The following is a 16,096-nucleotide window of genomic DNA, read 5'->3' on the forward strand; positions in this document are numbered from 1 at the left end:
CATCCGCGTCACGTCGCGGCTTCGCCGCAACACCATTCTACGTCGCGCCGCGTCCATCGTGGCGCGCATGCGCGGCCCGTTCATCCAAGGCGCGGCGCATCGCCCCGCCGGGCAAGCCCGCGTCGCGCTCCCCCGTGGTGAGCAGGGCGCCGATCCGCGGGGCCCCCGGCGTGCCCGCCCGCGTCCGCGAGCGCAGCACCGGGGCGGTGGCGGAGCGGCCCCCCGCCTCGCGCGCGACGATGTAGAGGCCCGACGCCACGATCACCCCCGCGCCCACGCCGGTCCAGAGGTCGATCCCCTCGTCGAACAGGATCCAGCCGTAGAGCGCGGCCCAGATGATCTGGCTGTACTGCATCGGCGCGACCAGCACCGCGTCGGCCCGCTTGTAGGCCCCGATCATCAGCAGCGACGCGAGCAGCGCGCAGAGCGCCATCAGGGCCCAGAGGCCGAGGTCGGGCAGCGGCACGGGCCTGTAGACGAAGGGCAGGGCGGCGCCCATCACGACGAAGTTGGCGACCAGCGGCCACAGCAGCAGCACCATCGTCCGCTCGTCCCGCCCGATGCGGCGCACGATCACGGAGGCCAGCGCCGAGAACACCGCGCCTCCCAAGGCCGCCGCATGGCCCCAGCCGAGGTCCGCGCCCCCGGGCCGCAGCACAATCAGCACGCCCGCGAGGCCCACGATCACGGCGCCCCAGCGGTGGGGGCCGACCTTCTCGCCGAGGATCGGGATCGAGAGGACGGTGATGATCAGCGGCATGGTGAAGATCATCGCGTAGACCTGCGCCAGCGGCAGCGTGGTGAACGCGGTGAACACCAGCAGCGCGGCGACGACGGTGCAGGCGGTGCGCAGCAGCGACCACCACGGGTGCGCGGGGCGCAGGGTGCCCGCCACGTTCGACTGCAGCAGGATCACCGTCGAGAGCGGGAAGGTCAGCAGCACGCTGAAGAACACGATCTGGAAGACGGCGTAGCCGTCACCGGAGCCGAGGAACTTGATGACGACGTCGTGGACCGAGAACAGCGCGAAGGCGCCGAGCGCCATCAGGATGCCGACGAGGGGGGAGGGCTTGGCGGGCATGGGGCGTCCTATGCTGGTCGGCGCGGCCCTCCCCTGCCGCGCCGGTCGTCCGGATCAGGCCGCGCGGGCGTCCAGCGCGGCGAGGATGGCGTCGCCCATCTCCGAGGTCGAGACGGGGGTGCCGCCCTCGGCGCCCATCAGGTCGCCGGTGCGGGTGCCCTGCTCCAGCACGTCCTCGATCGCGCCCTCCAGCATCGCGGCCTCGTCGCCCGCGTCGAAGGAGTAGCGCAGCGCCATCGCGAAGGAGAGGATGCAGGCGATCGGGTTGGCCTTGCCCTGCCCGGCGATGTCGGGGGCGGAGCCGTGCACCGGCTCGTAGAGGGCCTTGGGCCGCCCGTTCTCCATTGGGGCGCCGAGCGAGGCGGAGGGCAGCATCCCCAGCGAGCCGGTCAGCATCGCGGCCACGTCCGACAGCATGTCGCCGAACAGGTTGTCCGTCAGGATCACGTCGAACTGCTTGGGCGCGCGCACGATCTGCATGCCGCCCGCGTCGGCCAGCATGTGGGTTAGCTCCACGTCCGGATACTCGGCGGCGTGCACCTCCTCGACGACGTCCTTCCAGAGGATGCCCGCCTCCATGACGTTGCGCTTCTCCATCGAGCAGACGCGGTTGTCGCGCTTGCGCGCGAGGTCGAAGGCGGCGCGGGCGACGCGGGCGATCTCGGACTCGGTGTAGCGGTGGGTGTTGATGCCCACCCGCTCGTTGCCGTCGTGGGAGACGCCGCGCGGCTCGCCGAAGTAGACGCCGGAGGTCAGCTCGCGCACGATCATCATGTCGAGGCCCGCCACGAGGTCGCGCTTGAGCGAGGAGAAGTCCGCCAGCGCGTCGAAGCACTGCGCGGGGCGGAGGTTGGCGAAGAGGTCCATCTCCTTTCGCAGCCGCAGCAATCCGCGCTCGGGCTTGTCCGCGAAGTCGAGGTCCTCCCACTTCGGGCCGCCCACCGCGCCGAGCAGCACGGCGTCGACCGCTTGGGCCGTCTCCATCGCCGCGTCCGTGAGCGGCGTGCCGTGGGCGTCGTAGCTGCACCCGCCGACGAGGTCCTCGGACACGTCGAACGCGAGGCCGCGCGCGCCGAACCAGTCGATCACGCGCCGTACCTCGGCCATCACCTCGGGGCCGATGCCGTCGCCGGGCAGGATCAGGAGCGTGTTGGCCATGTCGGAGGTTCCCTCTGTGCGGTCGGTCGCGGGGGTAATGGCCGGGGGGGTGGTGTCAAGGTCGGCGCCGAAGATCGACCCAGACCACGCGGCCGGAACCCGCCGCGGCGACCGTCTCGGCGAGCGGTCCGTCGATCGGCCAGAGGACGCCGGATCCCACCACCTCGAACGCGCGGTCGGGCAGGACGTAGTCGACCCGGAGCGGTCCCGGCCCGTCCCACGCGGCGGTGTCGAGCGCGGGGTCGCCCGCATGGCCCTCGCCGCCGCCGCCCGCGCCGCGGGGCTCGGGGTCGGCGAGGCGGGGATGCGCGAGCAGGGCCGCGAGCCCGTCCCGGCGCCCCTCGCCGTCCAGCGGGTCGACGTTGGCGCGCCCGAGGGCCACGACCGGATGGGGCGCGGCGGCCGCGAGGCCGGCGGCGAAGCGCAGCTCGTCCCGGTTCCGAAGGCCGTTCCGGTCCTCCGGCCCGTCGAACACGGGCGTCCCCCCCGCGAGGGTGATCAGCGTGACCGGTCCGCCCGGCGCGTCGAGCGTCACCTCCCACTGCGCGACGGTCGCGAGGGGGACGACCGTCGCCCCGCCCTCCGGCAGGAGCGCGGCCGCCTCCGCCGAGACGTCGGCCCAGAGCGGGTCGTGGGCGACGACCGCGACCGGCCAGCGGGACAGGAGCGCCATGCCGCCGTCTCCGGTGAACCGTCCGTAGCCCAGCGCGTCGCGGGCCCGGTGGGCCGTGCCGTCGCCATCGAGGTCGAGGCCCGAGGGGACGCCCGCGTTGGGCATTCCCGCGTATCCGTGCGGATAGGGCGCGCCCCGCTCCGCCAAGGCGGACCGCAGCGCCGAGAGGCCCGCGCCGCCCGCGTCCCAGTCGACGTCGAGCAGCAGGATCGCGTCCGCCCCCACATGGGCGATCGCGTCGAGGGCGGCCGCCGCCTGCGCCTCCCCCTTCGCGATGTCGCGGACCATGAGGCCCGGCCCCTTGCGCGACAGGCCGGCGTGGAAGGTGGCGAGGCGGATCGGCTCGGCGGGGGCGGCGAGCGGCGCGAGCGCGAGAAGCGCGGCCGCGATCAGGCGTGCGCCACGCCGCCTTCGGCCTCGACCCGCTCGGTGGCGAGGCGGCGGCGCTTGAGCTCGATCATCAGGGCGAGGCGGCGCAGCGCGATGCCGCGCAGGAAGAGTGAGGCCGGCAGGAAGGCCCAGAGGGTCATGATCCAGCATGTCGCGAGCCCGCTCTCCAGCATCTCGATCCCGTGGCCGCGCGCGACGAACAGCATCAGCGGCGGGGAGAGGTATGGCAGCACGAGTCCCAACAGGACGTTAATGGTGCCGTCCCGGCGCAGGCGGGCGACCACGTCCGCCCCGGCGGTGGGGTCGAAGGTGGGCAGGTTGACCCAGACGTTGAACGACCCGGAGGGCGTCGGCCACGAGCGCAGGCGGATCAGGATGGAGAAGACGGTCAGGCCGACGAGGCTGATCAGGTAGGCGAGGCCGGCGGACATGCGGACCATGCGCGCCTCCTCGGCGGTGGTGCCTTCGGGAAGGCTCTCCATGATGACGCGGACGGGCGTGTAGGGGATGTCGATCGACTGCCCGAGCAGCATCCCCACGGCCTGCAGGAAGCGCCCGAGCGTCGAGGCGTCGGGGCCGGTGCCGATGGCGGCCGAGATCGCGAGGAGGGTCGCGACGAGGATACCGAAGCGCACGCGGTTGAGCGGCGGCGCGTCGCGGAACTCGACGAGGCCCGGGTAGACGGCGGCGTATTCCACGAGGGTGAAGAGGCCGGCGAACAGGGCGATGAGCACCGTCGCTTCCACGACGCGGGGCGGTTGTCCGGGGATCAGGACCATTGGCAGCAGGATCGCGCCGATGACCATGAGCGCCCGTACGCCCGCGCCTGGAAGCTGGGTGATCACTGCCCTGTGCACCTCGTGCCTGCGGGGTCCGGATACGTCGTCCGGGCCTCCTGATGGTTCACTGCCTGCATCGGCCCAAGGTTGATCCCCGGTGCACCTGCCTCGTGGACACAGGATTGCCCGGATGAAGGTCGCCTCGCAACCGATTGGCGACATGCGAAAACCACAATGTCGGATCGGGTGTGTCCCGCCCGCCGCAAGCATGGGTCCCGAAAACAGATATGGGCGCCGGATCGGATCCGGCGCCCATATGTTGTGTCTAGCGTGGAGTTGGCCCCGAAAGCTTGGGGATCACACCCAAGGACGCGCGTCGGCGGCCCCCGCCTCGAAGGCGTCGATGGCGGCAGCCTTCTGCTCCGTCAGGCCGATGTCGTCCAAGCCGTTGAGCAGGCAGTGCTTCTTGAAGGCGTCGACCTCGAAGGCGAAGCTGGTGCCGTCGGTCGTGGTGACGGTCTGCGCCTCCAGGTCGACGGTGATGCGGGCGTTCTCGCCCTTCTCGGCATCGGCCATCACGACGTCGACCTGCTCCTGCGGGAGCACGATGGGCAGGATGCCGTTCTTGAAGCAGTTGTTGTAGAAGATGTCCGCGTAGGACGGGGCGATCACGGCGCGGATGCCGAAGTCCTTCAGGGCCCACGGCGCGTGCTCGCGCGAGGAGCCGCAGCCGAAGTTGTCGCCCGCGACGAGGATCTCGGCGCCCCGGTAGGCGGGGCGGTTGAGGACGAAGTCGGCCACCTCCGACCCGTCGTCGGCGTAGCGCATCTCGTCGAAGAGGTGCACGCCCAGCCCCGAGCGCTTGATCGTCTTCAGGAACTGCTTGGGGATGATCATGTCGGTGTCGACGTTGATCAGGTTCAGCGGCGCGGCGACGCCGGTCACGGTCTCGAACTTGTCCATGGTGTCCCTCTCCGGTCGGGGCCGGGATTACGCCTCCGGCACGGCGAAGGTCAACGCGGCCCACAGCGAGCGCCACATCGGCCCGTCCCCGCCGGAGAAGCCCGGACCCGGCTTCATCGCCACCGAATCGGCGAGGTAGACGTGCCCCGGCTCGACCGGCAGCACCGCGACCCCGTCCGCGTCCGCGTCGTGGAGCGTGATCTCGACCGTCCCGTCGGGCGCGCGCGCGAACAGCTCGACCTGCGCGCCGGAGCGGGGCTCCCCGTCGAGGATCACGCGCACCGGCAGGCCGTCCGCGAGGTCGTCGGTGTAGGGGTTGGCCAGCGCCACGATCTCGGTGCGCAGGCCCGTGGGCGCGTCCTGCCCCGCGCCGTCGCCCACCGCCACGAGCGCCTTCGCGTAGCGGACGTAGCCCTCGGTCACGCCCTCCTCGGGCAGGCCCGCCGCCTTGTGGGCCTCGAGGATGCCCGTCATCTGCTTGTGGGTCACGAAGCCCACGAACCGCTCCCACCCGCTGCGCCCCGCGCGCGGGCGGTATGTGAGAGCGGACTCGCCGGTCTCGTGGACCAGCGCCACGAGGCCGTCGGGCGCCTCGTCCAGCTGGATCGCCGGGTTGTCACCGACGCGCGCGTCGATCGGCGCCGCCGCCCCGCCGGCCACGAGGTCGAGCCGCTCCGACCGCGTCGGCAGGAAGCTGAAGGTCGAGCCGACGAACGCCTCCCCGTTGCGGAAGGTGGCGGCGAGCGGATCGCCCGCCTCCACCTCGAAGGACTCCGGCTCGATCCAGAACTCGTGGGCTTGCGCCTGACCCATGGCGAGGCAGAGTGCGGCGGCGAACAACGTGGGGATGCGGGGCATGGCGGCTTTCCTGAGACTGGGAGCGACGATGGCGCTGGCGCTGCTGGTGTCAATCGCCGCCGGGCGCGCGCACGAGGTGCAGCCCTCCGTGGCCGACGTCACGGTGACCGGGGACGCGCTGGTGATGGAGCTGCGCACCGCGATCGAGCCGCTGGTCGCGGGGATCGACCTCTCGGCGGTCGAGGACACCGACGAGTCGCCCTTGGCGGGCCTGAGCGACCGCCTGCGGGCGATGGAGCCCGAGGCGCTCGCGGCGGAGCTCGCCCGCGCGTGGCCGGCCATCGCGGCCCGCATGGACCTGCGGGCGGGGGACGCCGCGCTGGACCCGGTCCTGGAGGAGGTCGTGATCCCGCCCGTGGGCGACGTCGACACCCGCCGCGACTCGCGGCTCACGATCCGGGCGGCCCTGCCCGACGACGGGTCGCCGGTGACGGTGGGATGGGACGGCGGCCTGGGCGGCCTGATCGTGCGCCAGGGCGAGGGGGAGGACGCCTACTCCGCCTTCCTGTCGGCGGGGGGCACGACCGACCCGCTGCCACGCGGCGGCGCGGCGGAGGCGGGCTTGGGCGAGGCGGTCGCCCGCTACCTCGTGTCGGGCTTCGACCACATCGTCCCCAAGGGGCTCGACCACATCCTCTTCGTGCTGGGCCTGCTCTTCTACGCCTTCGCATGGCGGCCGCTGCTCTGGCAGGTCACCGCCTTCACCGCCGCGCATACCGTGACGCTCGCGCTGGCGACCGTGGGCGTGGTGGACATCCCCGACGGGTCCATGTGGATCGTGGAGAGCGTCATCGCGCTCTCGATCGTATACGTCGCCGTCGAGAACCTCCTCGTCGCGCATCGCACACGGGAGCTGCCGGCGGCGGCCAACGGCAACGGTCCCATCCCCGACGCCGCGCTCGAGACCCCGGAGATCGGGTGGGCGCGCATCGGGATCGTGTTCGCGTTCGGCCTGCTGCACGGGCTCGGCTTCGCCTCCGTGCTGTCGGAGTTCGGGCTCGGCCAGCACCTCGTCGCCTCGCTGATCGCGTTCAACGTGGGCGTGGAGCTGGGCCAGCTGGCCGTCATCGCGGCGGCCGCGATCCTCGTCTGGGTCGCGTTCCGGGTGCTGCACCGCCGCTTCCACCCGGAGGCCGAGGCCTTCCGCGCGGTCTCGGTGGTCGGCTCGATCCTGATCGCGCTGGTGGGCGCGTGGTGGGTGATCGAGCGGACGCTGCTGGGCTAGCGCTCAGGCGTAGGTCGGGTGGAACAGGCCGGCGGGGGAGGGGGTGAAGATCTCCGCCCCGTCGGCCGTCACGCCGACCGAATGCTCGAACTGCGCCGAGAGCGACTTGTCCCGCGTCACCGCCGTCCAGTCGTCGGCCAGCACCTTGGTCTCGGCGCGCCCGAGGTTCACCATCGGCTCGATGGTGAAGAACATGCCCTCCTCCAGCACCGGCCCCTGCCCGCGCCGTCCGTAGTGAAGCACGTTGGGCGGCGCGTGGAACACCCGGCCCAGCCCGTGCCCGCAGAAGTCCCGGACGACGGACATGCGCTGCGCCTCGACGTAGGCTTGGATGGCGAAGCCGATGTCGCCGAAGGTGTTGCCGGGGCGGACCGCCTCGATCCCCTTCATCAGGGCGTCGTGGGTCACTTGGATCAGGCGCTCGGCCTTGCGGGTGAGCGCCGGATGCCCGCCGGCCACGTACATCCGCGACGTGTCCCCGAACCAGCCGTCGACGACCACCGTGACGTCGATGTTCAGGATGTCGCCGGGCTTGAGCACCTTGTCGCCGGGGATGCCGTGGCAGACGACGTGGTTCACGCTGATGCAGGAGGCGTGCTGGTAGCCCTTGTAGCCGATCGTGGCCGAAGTCGCCCCCGCCTCCTCGACCCAGCGGGTGATGAGCCCGTCCAGCGCGCCCGTCGTCGCGCCCGGCACCACGTGCGGCGCGATCCGGTCGAGGATCTCGGCGGCGAGGCGCCCCGCCGCGCGCATCCCCTCGAAGTCCGCCTCCGCGTGGATGCGGATGCCGTCGCGGGTCAGTCTGCCGTCGTGTTCGTTCATGGGGGGCCATCTAGGGTGCGGGAGCCGGGGGGTGAAGCCCCCCCGCCCGCGCCCGTCAGTAGCCCAGCGCGCAGCCGTCCTTGCGGGGATCGGACGCGCCCTCGAGGGGGCCGTCCGCGTGGATGCGGATCGCCTGCGCCCCGCCGATGGGGGTGGCGGGGATCTCGACCCTGTGGCCCCGCGCGGCGAGGTCGGCCCGCACGCCCTCCGCGTAGCCCCGCTCGACCTTGAGCGCGCCGCCGTCCGCGAAGCAGCGCGGCGCGTCGATCGCGGACTGCGGATCGAGCCCGAAGAGGCGCATGTTGTGAACGAAGCGCACGTGCCCGGCGGGCTGGTAGGCCCCCCCCATGACGCCGAAGGGCATGAGGTCGCCGCCCTCGCGCAGCATGGCCGGGATGATCGTGTGCATCGGGCGCTTGCCGGGGGCCATCTCGTTGGGGTGGCCGGGCGCCAGCGAGAAGCCCGCGCCGCGGTTCTGGAACAGCAGGCCGAAGCGCTCGGAGGCGAGCCCCGAGCCGAAGCTGTGGAAGATCGAGTAGATCAGCGAGACGGCCATGCGGTCGCGGTCCACGACGGTGATGTAGATCGTGTCGCGGTGGACCGCCTCGGCCAGCGGCGCGGCGGCCGCCATCGCGCGCTTGGGGTCGATCAGGTCGGCCAGCCGGTCCGCGGTGTCCTGCGAAAGCATGTGCTCCAGCCGCGCGGTGTGGTCCGAGTCGGCGAGGATGCGGTTGCGCGCGTCGTAGGCGAGCTTGGTCGCCTCCGCCTCCAAGTGGGCGCGGTCGGCCCCCCATGGGTCGAGCGCGGCGAGGTCGAAGCGTCGCAGGACGTTCGCCATCAGCAGCGCGGTCGCGCCCTGCCCGTTGGGCGGATGCTCGACGAGGTCGGCGCCCGCGCAGTCGCCGAAGATCGGGTCGGTCCACGTCGCCTCGACGGCGGCGAGGTCGTCGAGGGTGTGGGATCCTCCGGCGGCCCGCAGCGCGGCGATCATGTCGTCGGCCACGGCGCCCGCGTAGAAGCCCGCCCGGCCCTCGGCGGCGATGCGGCGCAGCACCTCGGCTTGGCCGGGCAGCGCGAAGCGGCGGCCGGTGGCGTAGGGCGCGCCCCCGTCGAGGTAGGGGCCGCGGGCCGCCCCCTGCAGCCGGTCCGCCGCCTCGGCCCAGTCGAAGGCGACGCGCGGCGCGACGGGGACGCCCGCCTCGAAGTAGGGGATCAGGGGGGCGAGCGTGTCGCCGATCCCGAGGGTGCCGTGCGCGTCCGACAGGCGGCAGAACGCGTCGACCGCGCCGGGGAGCGTGACGGAGTCCACCGCGCCGAGCGGGACCGTCTCGTGGCCCGCGTCGCGCAGCGCCTCCGCCGAGGCCCCGGCGGGCGCGCGGCCGGAGCCGTTGAGCGCGAGGATGCCGTCGGAGCCCGCGGGCCTGAGCAGGACGAAGGCGTCGCCGCCCAGCCCCGTCATCTGCGGCTCCAGCAGCCCGAGCAGCACCGCCCCCGCGATGGCCGCGTCGACCGCGTTGCCGCCCCGCGCCAAGGTGTCGAGGGCGACCTTGGCGGCGAGCGGGTGGGAGGTCGCCGCCATGCCCGTGTCGGAAAGGACCGGCGAGCGGCCGGGGAGGTGGAAGTCGCGCATGGAGGCCTCGCTTGGGAAGGTCGCGCTGGAGGCTAGGGCGGCGGGGCGCGGGGGGAAAGGCGCAGGCCGCAGGAAGCGGCGCGGCGCGGCGGGCCGCGCTGCGTTCCGCGGTGCGGCGGCGGCCCCTCGGCGCGCGCCAAACGGGCGGCGGCGGACGGCCCGGCCCCCGACCGGGCCGGACGATCGCGACGTGCCCGCGTCATGGGGGTCGGGGCGCTCGGGCGGGGCCGAGCCGGGCCGGTTCCGCCGGGGCCCGTGCGGGGCACGGGGGGGCGGACCCTCAGGCCGTCGGCAGGCTGAAGGTCAGGCGGTTCTCCCCCGCCTCGCGCGCGTACATCATGTCCTGCGCGAGGTTGTGGATGATGAACCAGCCGAACCCGCCCTCGGGCAGGTCGTCCATGGTCTCGCCCAACGGGGGCGCCTCGCCGCCCTCGAGGAGGGCGGGGGGCAGGGGGCGCCCCGCGTCCCGCGTCTCGACCGTGAGCCCGTCGCGCGTGCGGTGGACGTCGATCTCGATCCACCCGCCCTCGGCGCCCGCATAGGCGTGGAGGACGATGTTGTTCATCACCTCGGCCAGCACCATCAGCAGGTCGTCGCGCGTCGCGCCGGGGATGGACTGCCCCGTCACGGCCTCGCCTAAGGCGGTGAGCTCGCCCGCGATCGCGTCGAGCGCCGCGCGCACGCGCGCGCGCCGGACGGGCTGGGGGATCGGCGAAGGGGCGTTCATGCGGCGTCCCGCGCCGAGAGCGCGGCCTCCACGTCGTCGTGCAGGGGGAACACCCGGTCCATGTGCGTCAGCGCGAGGACCTTGCGGACCAAGGGGCCCGCGCCGGCCAGCTCCAGCCCGCCCTCGCCCGCCGCCTTGGCGGAGGCCACGAGCGCGCCGAGGCCGCTGCTGTCGATGAACTCCACCGCGGACAGGTCCATCACGACCCGCCCGTCCGCGCCCGCGAGCGCGTCGCGGACCGCCTCCTTGAACGCGACGGAGCCCGCCGCGTCGACGCGGCGTCCGTTCACCGTCAGCACGAGGACCTCGCCCCGCCGCACAGATTCGATCATGGGCCACCTCCATCGGTCGGGCCGCGACTGGCACCTCCGCGGCATCGGTGGCAGGTCTGGGGCGCAAACCTTGCCACAACGTTAGCGGAGGCGGGCCGAATGCCTAAAGTCGTCATCACCGGCGCGAAGCGGACCCCGATGGGCGGGTTCCAAGGGGCGCTCTCCGGCGTGGCCGCCGCCGACCTCGGCGGGGCCGCCATCGCGGGCGCGCTGGCCGACGCCGGCTCGCCCGCCCCCAACGAGGTGCTCATGGGCTGCGTGCTGCCCGCGGGCCAAGGGCAGGCCCCTGCGCGGCAGGCCGGGTTCGCGGCGGGGCTGGGCGAGTCGGTCCCGGCGACGACGCTCAACAAGATGTGCGGCTCCGGGATGAAGGCCGCGATGATGGCGCATGACCGGATCGCGCTCGGCGACGCGGGCGCGATGGTGGCGGGCGGCATGGAGTCGATGTCGAACGCCCCCTACCTGCTGCCGAAGATGCGCGGCGGCGCGCGGCTGGGCCACGGGCAGGTGGTGGACCACATGTTCCTCGACGGGCTGGAGGACGCCTACGACAGGGGCCGCCTGATGGGCACCTTCGCGGAGGACTGCGCCGCGCACTACCAGTTCACGCGCGAGCAGCAGGACGAGTACGCGCTGGGCTCGCTCGAGCGGGCACAGGCGGCCATCGCGGACGGGGCCTTCGGGGCGGAGGTCGTCCCCTACGAGGTCCGGTCGCACAGGGGGGCCGTCACCGTCGCGGTGGACGAGCAGCCGGGATCCGCGCGGCCCGACAAGATTCCGCACCTGAAGCCCGCCTTCCGCGAGGGCGGCACGGTGACGGCGGCGAACTCCTCGTCGATCTCGGACGGGGCCGCTGCGCTGGTGCTGGCCGCCGAGGGGACGGACGCGCCCGCGCGGGCGACGGTCATGGGCCACGCGACGCACGCGCAGGCGCCGGGCTGGTTCACGACCGCGCCGGTGCCGGCGGCGCGGAAGCTGATCGATAGGCTGGGCTGGGCGGTCTCGGACGTGGACCTGTGGGAGGTGAACGAGGCCTTCGCCGTCGTGCCGATGGCGTTCATGCGCGAGATGGGGCTGCCCCGCGACGTGGTGAACGTGAACGGGGGCGCCTGCGCGCTGGGCCATCCGATCGGGGCGTCGGGGGCGCGCATCCTCGTGACGCTGCTGCACGCGATGGAGCGGCGGGACGTCAAGCGCGGCGTGGCCGCGATCTGCCTCGGCGGCGGCGAGGGGATCGCGATGGCGCTGGAGCGGTGAGGCCGCGCCGGGGGCCCACCCCCGGACCCCCGGAGTACCTGAGGACCATCGAATGAACTGGGACGAGCTGCGGGGGCGGGTGCTCTCGCTCTGCGAGGGCGAGACGGACGCGGTCGCGCTGATGGCGACGGTGGCGTGCGAACTGCACCGTTCGGACGACCGGTTCGACTGGACCGGGTTCTACCGGGTGGTCGCGCCGGGCCTGCTGAAGATCGGGCCTTATCAGGGCGGGCACGGATGCCTCTCGATCCCGTTCGACCGGGGCGTGTGCGGGGCCTGCGCCTCCACGCGGCAGACGCAGGTCGTGGAGGACGTGAACGCGTTCCCGGGCCACATCGCCTGCGCCTCGTCCACGCGGTCGGAGATCGTGGTGCCGGTGCTCGACCGCGCGGGCGACCTGATCGCGGTGCTGGACATCGACAGCGACAGGCCCGCCGCCTTCGACGGGGAGGACGCGCGGCGGCTGGAGGGGCTGATGGCGGAGGTCTTCGGGCGGTGAGGACGCTGCGCGACCTGATGGCCTCCCATGCGGGGGCGGGCACGGTCGCGTGGATCGGGCTCCGGCCCGCGCGGCGCGCGCCGATGGTGCCGGTGGAGCGGGCCGAGGTCGACGCGGCGGGGCTGGTGGGCGACCGGCACCCGAGCCCCGGCAAGCGGGCGGTGACCCTGATCCAGGCGGAGCATTTGGCGGTGATCGCCGCCTTGGCGCGGCGCGAGGTCGTGGAGCCGGAGCGGCTGCGGCGCAACGTCCTCGTCGAAGGCATCAACCTCGCCGCGCTTAAGGGGCGGGACCTGCGGCTCGGCACCGCGACCGTGCGGATCGTCGGTCCCTGCGCGCCCTGCTCGCGGATGGAGGAGACGCTGGGGCCGGGCGGCTACTCGGCGGTGCGGCACCATGGCGGCTGGTGCGCGGAGGTGGTGGCGCCGGGCGCGGTGGCGCTGGGCGACGAGGTCGGCCCGTGATCCGCGCGGCGACCCCCGACGACCGCGACGCGGTGGCGGCGCTGCACCTCGCCTCTTGGCGGGCGAACTACCGCGCCGAGCTGGACGCGGCCTACCTGCGCGACGTGCTGCCGGGCGAACTGGCGGCGAAGTGGCGCGCGCGCCGCTTCGCGTGGCCGGAGGCCATCCTCGTGGCGGACGGGCCGGACGGGCTGGACGGCTTCGTCTGCGCGCTCGCCGACCGCGACCCGCCCTTGATCGACAACCTGCACGTCCGCCCCGGCGCGCAGGGGCGCGGGACGGGCGCCCGGCTGCTGCGGGCGGTGCGGGACGTGCTGGCGGAGCGGGGGCTCCCCCGCGCCTACCTCACGGTGCTCGAAAGCAACCCCCGGGGCCTTGCGTTCTACCTGCGGGAGGGGGGCGTCGACGAGGGCCCGGTGGGCGACACGCTGGTCGGCCATCCGGTGAGGGCGCGGCGGATCGGGTTCGGGCCCTAGCGGACGATCTCGACGCGGCCGGGCGCGACGGGGCGCCACGGCCCGGCCGCGCCGCCGGGCCAGATCACGCGCAGCTCCGCCGCCTCCGCCGCGCCGATCCCGAACCAGAGCGGCGCGACCGCGTCGCCGCCATGCCCGCCGCCGACGGTCAGCTCCCGCGCCTGCACGCCCGCCTCGGTCCGCAGCTCCACCCATGCGCCGACGGCGTGGCGGTTGCCGCCCGGCTGGCGCAGCTCCACCGCCACCGCGTTCCCCGCGTCGGAGACGTTCCGCCACACCTCCAAGGGCGCGCGGCGGTTCACCACCACGAGGTCGAGCCGCCCGTCGCCGTCGAGGTCCGCCCACGCCCCGCCGCGCCCGCGATGGTCGGAGGCGACGCCCGCCTCCACCGACGCCTCGACGAAGCCGTTGCCCGTGTTCAGCAGCAGGTTGTTCGGATCCTTCATCGCCATGCCGGGCATCTGATCGACGTTGCCCTTCACGATCAGCAGGTCGAGGTCGCCGTCGTTCTCCACGTCCGCCCATTCGGCGTGCCAGCCGGTCGAGGGCCGCCCGTCCCCACCCGCATGCGGCCGGTGCGCCGTCAGCCCCGCCTCATAGGGCGCGCGGGTCAGGCCCTCGGGCGAGGACAGGTAGGCCACCTGGTCCGCCATCGAGGTCAGCACGATCTCGGGCAGGCCATCGCCCGTGGCGTCGCCCGACGCGATGCCCATGCCCCAGAGCGAGGGCGCGTCGAACCCGTCGGCGGGGCCGAGGAAGCGGCGCTCGGCGAGCGACCACATCTGCTCGCGCCCGCCGGACAGGTAGTAGTGCCGGTCGTTCGACAGCCGCAGCGTCGGCACCCCGTCGCGGTCCTCGTCCGAGGCGAGGAGCGAGAGCGCGCAGTGACCGGGCGAAAGGACGGTCTCGCGCCAGCCGGCGCCCTCCGGCTCCAGCAGCAGGTTGTCGTCGCAGGTGCCGAACGGGCCGTCCGGGTCGGCGCGGTCGACGTAGTTGCCGAAGGCCAGCGTCGGGCGCGCGCCCTGCCAGACGGCGGTGAAGGCGGTGGTCCACGCGTCGCCGCCATCGGGCAGGGGCAGGGGGGAGAAGCCGCAGGCCCCGTCGCCCCGGAACGCGAGGTTCGGACCGACGCGCGTCACGACGAGGTCGAGCGGGCCGTCTGCGTCGAGGTCCAGCGCGTAGAGGCCGGTCGCGCCCGTGGTCTCGGGGAAGGCCCCCGGCTCGAAGTCCATACCGCCGCGGTTCCGCCACAGCGCGACGGGGGCCTCGCCGCCCGCCGCCACGATCTCGGGCAGGGCGTCGCCGTCGCAGTCGAACACGGCCGCGCCGCCGCCGACGAAGTGCTCCCAGCCGCCGACGTATTCGTGGACCGGCACCTCCACGGGCTCGAACCGGATGTCGGCGCTCGCGGGGGCGGCGAGCAGCAGCAGGACCGCCGCCCTCACGCCACCAGCCCCGGCGTGGCGTCCGACAGGGCGAGCGCGGCCGCCCCGCGCGCCCAGATGAGGTCGTCCCATGCGTTCACCTCGATGGGGGGCGGCGCGGACAGGGTGTGCGCCGCGACCGCCGCCGCGAGCGTCGCCGCGTCGGCGGGGGACCAGCGGCTGCGCGAGCCCGACAGGATCACGTGGCGCGGGTCGAACAGGTTGGACACGTTGCCCAGCCCCAAGGCGAGGTAGCGCGCGGCCTTCTCCAGCACCGCGCCCGCGACCGGGTCGCCCTGCGCCATGCGCGCCTCCAAGAGCGGGACGATCTCGCCCTCGGGGAGGTCCGGCCCCGCCTCGCGCTCCAAGGCGTAGTCGGCGACGTAGGCCTCGAGGCAACCGCGCCGCCCGCAGCGGCACAGTGCGCCGTCCAGCTCGACGCAGAGATGGCCCAGCTCCATCCCCACGCCCCGGGCGCCGCGATAGGTCGCGTGGCCCACTACGAGACCCATGCCCACCCCGTTCTCGACCGTGACGACGGCGAAGTCCGACAGGCCGCGCCCCTTGCCGAACCACAGTTCCGCGACGGTCAGCAGGTTGGTGTCGTTGTCCACGGAGGCGGCGACCCCCATCCGGTCCGACAGCAGCGCGGCGAGCGGGGCGTCCGTGCCCTCGGCGATGGGGGACCAGCGCAGGGTGCCGGAGCCGTGCTCCACGAGGCCCGGCAGGCCCACGCCGACCGCGCGGACCGCGCCGATGGCGACGCCTGCGGTCGCAAGCAGGCGGTCGAGCAGGGCGCCCGCCTCCTCCACCAGCGCGGCCACGGTGCCGTCGCCCGGCGCCCGGCCCGCCGAGGCCGAGGCGACCGTTCGCCCGGCCGCGTCGATCAGCGCGGCCGTGTGCTCGCGATCCGACAGGCGCAGGCCCGCCACGAGCGCGGCGCCCGGCTCGACGGCGAGGGTGACGGGCGGGCGGCCCCGGCCCGAGGCGGGGGCCGCGTCCGCCACCTCGCGCAGGAGGCCCGCGCCGATCAGGTCGGCGACGGCGGGCGTGACCGAGCCGGGCGAGACGCGCAGCGCCTTGGCCAGCGAGGCGCGGCTGACCCGGCCCTCGGCGCGCACCGCCTCGTAGAGTTGCAGCCGCAGCGAGGCCGCGCCGTCCCGCGGCGCGGCGCGAATCGGGCCGACCCCGGCGGAGGCGTCGGGAAGGGTGTCGTCGAGGCTCATGCGCGTGCCCCTTTCATTCGATCACCCAACATAATCCCCTCTCACGTGGGCGCGTCCGCTCAATCCGGCGGCGTCCCCACGCTGAAATTCCATCCATCCAAGCGCTCCTTGA

At 73.9% G+C, this 16,096-nt stretch carries 17 protein-coding genes; 5 read left to right on the forward strand and 12 right to left on the reverse strand.

What is annotated here, in order from left to right; all coding sequences use genetic code 11:
- Positions 1-37: 37 nt before the first annotated feature.
- The 6 genes from JQC91_RS06285 to JQC91_RS06305 all read right to left on the reverse strand — a co-directional run bounded on the left by JQC91_RS06285 (position 38) and on the right by JQC91_RS06305 (position 5,902).
- Complete coding sequence (locus JQC91_RS06285) at positions 38-1,081, reverse strand: DMT family transporter (protein WP_203285956.1); 1,044 nt, start codon at positions 1,079-1,081, stop codon at positions 38-40.
- 54 nt (positions 1,082-1,135) lie between these two features.
- On the reverse strand, positions 1,136-2,239 hold the full coding sequence (gene leuB / locus JQC91_RS06290) for a 3-isopropylmalate dehydrogenase (RefSeq protein ID WP_203285957.1): 1,104 nt from the start codon (positions 2,237-2,239) through the stop codon (positions 1,136-1,138).
- A gap of 55 nt (positions 2,240-2,294) precedes the next feature.
- Positions 2,295-3,200, reverse strand: coding sequence for an endonuclease/exonuclease/phosphatase family protein (locus tag JQC91_RS06295; protein WP_238941354.1), 906 nt, complete (start codon positions 3,198-3,200; stop codon positions 2,295-2,297).
- Between the two features lie 101 nt (positions 3,201-3,301).
- Positions 3,302-4,147, reverse strand: coding sequence for a hypothetical protein (locus tag JQC91_RS17950; protein ID WP_343069913.1), 846 nt, complete (start codon positions 4,145-4,147; stop codon positions 3,302-3,304).
- A gap of 291 nt (positions 4,148-4,438) precedes the next feature.
- On the reverse strand, positions 4,439-5,044 hold the full coding sequence (gene leuD, locus JQC91_RS06300) for a 3-isopropylmalate dehydratase small subunit (protein ID WP_203285959.1): 606 nt from the start codon (positions 5,042-5,044) through the stop codon (positions 4,439-4,441).
- Between the two features lie 27 nt (positions 5,045-5,071).
- A complete protein-coding gene (locus tag JQC91_RS06305; RefSeq protein WP_203285960.1) occupies positions 5,072-5,902 on the reverse strand; it encodes a DUF4198 domain-containing protein in 831 nt (276 codons plus the stop codon).
- On the opposite strand from JQC91_RS06305, the gene JQC91_RS06310 reads away from it, so the two are divergent.
- Positions 5,901-7,127 (forward strand): HupE/UreJ family protein, encoded by a 1,227-nt coding sequence (locus JQC91_RS06310; RefSeq protein WP_238941355.1) that lies wholly within the window; start codon positions 5,901-5,903, stop codon positions 7,125-7,127. The two genes, JQC91_RS06305 and JQC91_RS06310, sit on opposite strands and share 2 nt — an antisense overlap.
- Positions 7,128-7,130: 3 nt before the next feature.
- Here the strand turns inward: JQC91_RS06310 and map are convergent, their stop codons facing one another.
- The 4 genes from map to JQC91_RS06330 form a co-directional block, all read right to left on the reverse strand.
- The gene (gene map, locus JQC91_RS06315) at positions 7,131-7,949 is read right to left on the reverse strand and encodes a type I methionyl aminopeptidase (protein WP_203285961.1); all 819 of its coding nucleotides are present in this window, start codon (positions 7,947-7,949) and stop codon (positions 7,131-7,133) included.
- Between the two features lie 55 nt (positions 7,950-8,004).
- The gene (locus tag JQC91_RS06320; RefSeq protein WP_203285962.1) at positions 8,005-9,579 is read right to left on the reverse strand and encodes a gamma-glutamyltransferase family protein; all 1,575 of its coding nucleotides are present in this window, start codon (positions 9,577-9,579) and stop codon (positions 8,005-8,007) included.
- Positions 9,580-9,859: 280 nt separating this feature from the next.
- A complete protein-coding gene (locus JQC91_RS06325) occupies positions 9,860-10,306 on the reverse strand; it encodes an ATP-binding protein (protein WP_203285963.1) in 447 nt (148 codons plus the stop codon).
- Positions 10,303-10,638, reverse strand: a complete 336-nt coding sequence (locus tag JQC91_RS06330; RefSeq protein WP_203285964.1) for an STAS domain-containing protein — start codon at positions 10,636-10,638, stop codon at positions 10,303-10,305. The genes JQC91_RS06325 and JQC91_RS06330 overlap by 4 nt, the downstream gene beginning before the upstream one ends.
- 99 nt (positions 10,639-10,737) lie before the next feature.
- On the opposite strand from JQC91_RS06330, the gene JQC91_RS06335 reads away from it, so the two are divergent.
- The 4 genes from JQC91_RS06335 to JQC91_RS17955 are packed head-to-tail and all read left to right on the forward strand — an operon-like array spanning position 10,738 to position 13,334.
- Positions 10,738-11,895, forward strand: a complete 1,158-nt coding sequence (locus JQC91_RS06335; protein WP_203285965.1) for an acetyl-CoA C-acyltransferase — start codon at positions 10,738-10,740, stop codon at positions 11,893-11,895.
- A gap of 52 nt (positions 11,896-11,947) precedes the next feature.
- Positions 11,948-12,394 (forward strand): GAF domain-containing protein, encoded by a 447-nt coding sequence (locus JQC91_RS06340; protein WP_203285966.1) that lies wholly within the window; start codon positions 11,948-11,950, stop codon positions 12,392-12,394.
- On the forward strand, positions 12,391-12,858 hold the full coding sequence (locus tag JQC91_RS06345; protein WP_343069914.1) for an MOSC domain-containing protein: 468 nt from the start codon (positions 12,391-12,393) through the stop codon (positions 12,856-12,858). The genes JQC91_RS06340 and JQC91_RS06345 overlap by 4 nt, the downstream gene beginning before the upstream one ends.
- Complete coding sequence (locus JQC91_RS17955) at positions 12,855-13,334, forward strand: GNAT family N-acetyltransferase (RefSeq protein WP_203285967.1); 480 nt, start codon at positions 12,855-12,857, stop codon at positions 13,332-13,334. The genes JQC91_RS06345 and JQC91_RS17955 overlap by 4 nt, the downstream gene beginning before the upstream one ends.
- Here the strand turns inward: JQC91_RS17955 and JQC91_RS06355 are convergent.
- Together JQC91_RS06355 and JQC91_RS06360 are read right to left on the reverse strand one after the other, a co-directional pair.
- A complete protein-coding gene (locus JQC91_RS06355; protein WP_343069915.1) occupies positions 13,331-14,779 on the reverse strand; it encodes a CRTAC1 family protein in 1,449 nt (482 codons plus the stop codon). The genes JQC91_RS17955 and JQC91_RS06355 overlap by 4 nt on opposite strands.
- Positions 14,776-15,984, reverse strand: a complete 1,209-nt coding sequence (locus JQC91_RS06360) for an ROK family protein (RefSeq protein ID WP_238941356.1) — start codon at positions 15,982-15,984, stop codon at positions 14,776-14,778. Before JQC91_RS06360 ends, JQC91_RS06355 begins: the two co-directional genes overlap by 4 nt.
- Between the last annotated feature and the right edge of the window lie 112 nt (positions 15,985-16,096).

The organism is Jannaschia sp. Os4, from assembly GCF_016820245.1.
In the GTDB taxonomy this organism is placed as follows: domain Bacteria; phylum Pseudomonadota; class Alphaproteobacteria; order Rhodobacterales; family Rhodobacteraceae; genus Jannaschia.